Source organism: Microcystis sp. M44BS1 (assembly GCF_020244875.1).
Classification (GTDB): domain Bacteria; phylum Cyanobacteriota; class Cyanobacteriia; order Cyanobacteriales; family Microcystaceae; genus Microcystis; species Microcystis panniformis.
On the sequence record NZ_JADBVM010000244.1, the window covers coordinates 1 to 2,757 of the forward strand.

Here is a 2,757-nt window from a genome sequence, read left to right on the forward strand (position 1 = left end):
TGCCATACTCGCTCAAGCTGAGAAACAAGAAAACTTACTGCGGCAAATTGCCCAAGAAATCGAGCAAATCAGCGATAGTCGAGAACAAAGTAATCTGGCTGCATCTACCGCAATTCTGGCCGGGTTAGTATTAGAGAAAGAGATCATTCAACGATTATTGAGGAAAGACATCATGAAAGAATCCGTTATCTATCAAGAAATCTGGTCGGAAGGTTTACAAGAGGGACGACAAGAGGGACGACAAGAGGGACGACAAGAGGGACGACAAGAGGGACGACAAGAGGGAGAAGCTAACCTCGTTTTACGTCAATTAAATCGGCGTATAGGGGACATTTCTCCAGAATTACTGCCCAATATTCGCAGTCTTGACCTAGAACAGTTAGAAAACTTGGGAGAAGCTTTGTTAGATTTTCAGTCACTACAAGATTTAGAACAATGGCTGGAAAATTGTCGAGTCAGTTAGTACAAATAAACTAAATACTGTCTCTCTATTAGTCACATCTTTCCTAACATAAAATTTGACGAAAAGAGAAAAGTGTGCAGGATAGCTTAAGGGGGTTCTACAATACTAAATCCGTTGAGTAACGCACAGAAAACGGGTTTCTCGGAGAAACCCGTTTTCTGCTCATGCAAAAGTCAAAAAGGGGAATAAATAATCAGTCTTTAATAACCAGATTTAGTATAAGGATTGTATAAGCCAGCGCAAGAGGGCAAAATCTTGATAAACTGAGGGGATAACTATCCTGGACTATTCCCATGACCACTCACTTTATTAGTGCCGAAATCGACCTACAGGAAACCCCGCAACAACTGCAGCAAGAAATCGAAAAAGAATTAGCCAAACGCGGTGAACCCTTGCGTTGGGCAATCACAGAAGTGGATACCGAGAATAATCAAGTCAAAGTCGAAGCGATTGTCACCACTGCCTCGTGAATTCCCGTCCCTATACCGCCGTACTAATTATTCCCACCGGCATCGGGGCAGCGATTGGCGGTTATGCTGGGGATGGCATTCCCGTGGCCAGAGCGATCGCCGAAGTTTGCGATCGCCTAATTACCCATCCCAATGTCCTCAACGGCGCACAACTGTACTGGCCTCTGGACAACACCTATTATGTGGAGGGTTACGCTTTAGATCGTTTTGCCCGGGGGGATTGGGGATTAAGTCCCGTCCATCAAAATCGCATCGGGTTACTATTCGATCGCGCCATTGAATTTGACCTCTTGCAAAGACACCTTCAGGCTGCCGATGCTGTTCGGGCTACCCTAGGCTTAGATCTCACCGATTACCTTATCACCGATGCCCCCCTAAATGTGCAGTTGCGAGAGGCAGCCTCCGGGGCCAGTTGGGGAACAATTGGCAATCCCGACAGCTTGCTGCGGGGTGCAGAAAAACTGATTAACCAGGGCCAGGCAGAAGCGATCGCCATTGTTGCCCGTTTTCCCGACGATCCCGATAGCATTGCCCTGGCTAATTATCGCCATGGTCAGGGGGTGGATCCCCTTGCCGGGGCCGAAGCGGTGATTTCCCATCTGGTGGTGCGACAATTCCAAATACCGGCGGCCCACGCTCCCGCTTTAAGTCCGCTGCCCCTCGATCCGCAACTTTCCCCCAAGGCCGCAGCCGAAGAAATCGGTTATACTTTTTTACCCTGCGTTTTGGTGGGTTTAAGTCGCGCCCCTCAATTGGTCAAGCAGCCCGGTCCCGATGCTATTTGGAGCCGGGAGGTGGACGCGCTGATCGTTCCCGCCAGTGCTTGCGGCTCCAGCACAGTTTTAAGTTTTTGTCAAGAAAAAACCGTACTGATTGCTGTGCAGGAAAATAGTACAAGAATGAAGGTGGCTCCGGAACCTCTAGGGGTGAAAGCAATTAGGGTACACTCGTATATGGAGGCAATCGGTGCGATCGTTTGTCAACGGGCCGGGGTTAGCCTCCCATCTCTTCGCCCTAATTTCAACTCTTTACGCTGTTTATCCGAGAATCCGTGACTAATTCCCCTAATTCCGAATTTGATCCCCTGACACGCACACAAGTCCTCACCATTATGGCGGTAACGGCGATTATCTTGCTGGTAGTCGCCAAAGTTTGGCAATATTTCGGTGCGATCGCTATTCCCGCCATTCGCTGGACTCTCCCGGATTTCCTGTTCGGATTAGCCTTAGCGGGGGCAATTAGTGGAATTAGTGGGCTTCTCTATCGTTTTTGGTCTAGTTATCGCCATAGTGCTAACGCTTACTTAGAATTAGTCATTAAACCTTTAGCATGGCCCGATTTAATTTGGGTTGGATTACTGCCGGGGTTAAGTGAAGAATTATTATTTCGCGGGGTGATTTTGCCAGCTTTGGGCTTAAATATCTTTGGTTTAACCGTTTCTAGTCTAATTTTTGGCATCCTCCATTTTAGCGGTTCCCAGCAATGGCCCTATGTTATCTGGGCAACTGTTGTCGGTTTTGCCCTCGGTTATACCGTCATCATCACCGGTAATTTATTAATCCCAATTCTCGCTCATATTATCACCAATCTCCTCGCTAGTTTTCTCTGGAAATTACAGCATAGTAATCAGTAATCAGTTATCAGTAATCAGTTATCAGTAATCAGTTATCAGTTATCAGTTATCAGTTATCAGTTAGGGACTTGCGCTTTGATAATGTACCTTTTGGGCGAACGCAGTTCGCCCCTACATTGTGGACAAAATCCGTTACTGTAGGGGCGCAAAGCTTGCGCCCTCCGATCGATTGGGATATTATTCCCACGCAA

Annotated in this window: 4 protein-coding genes; all 4 read left to right on the forward strand. The window is 47.4% G+C overall.

Annotated elements, in window-relative coordinates:
• On the forward strand, positions 1 to 463 hold a 463-nt coding region (locus IM515_RS19250; protein ID WP_287629881.1), incomplete at its 5' end, for a DUF4351 domain-containing protein.
• A 293-nt stretch (positions 464 to 756) separates the two neighbouring features.
• Positions 757 to 933 carry a DUF8621 family protein gene (locus IM515_RS19255; protein ID WP_002734354.1) on the forward strand — a complete coding sequence of 59 codons (177 nt, stop codon included), beginning with the start codon at positions 757 to 759 and terminating at the stop codon, positions 931 to 933.
• Complete coding sequence (locus IM515_RS19260) at positions 930 to 1,988, forward strand: DUF3326 domain-containing protein (RefSeq protein ID WP_287629880.1); 1,059 nt, start codon at positions 930 to 932, stop codon at positions 1,986 to 1,988. The genes IM515_RS19255 and IM515_RS19260 overlap by 4 nt, the downstream gene beginning before the upstream one ends.
• On the forward strand, positions 1,985 to 2,566 hold the full coding sequence (locus IM515_RS19265; protein ID WP_287629879.1) for a CPBP family intramembrane glutamic endopeptidase: 582 nt from the start codon (positions 1,985 to 1,987) through the stop codon (positions 2,564 to 2,566). The genes IM515_RS19260 and IM515_RS19265 overlap by 4 nt, the downstream gene beginning before the upstream one ends.
• Positions 2,567 to 2,757 lie beyond the last annotated feature (191 nt).

Excerpts from the sequence above, each read along its gene's own strand:
- IM515_RS19255 (WP_002734354.1), top strand. The coding sequence starts at position 757 with ATGACCACTCACTTTATTAGTGCCGAAATCGACCTACAGGAAACCCCG.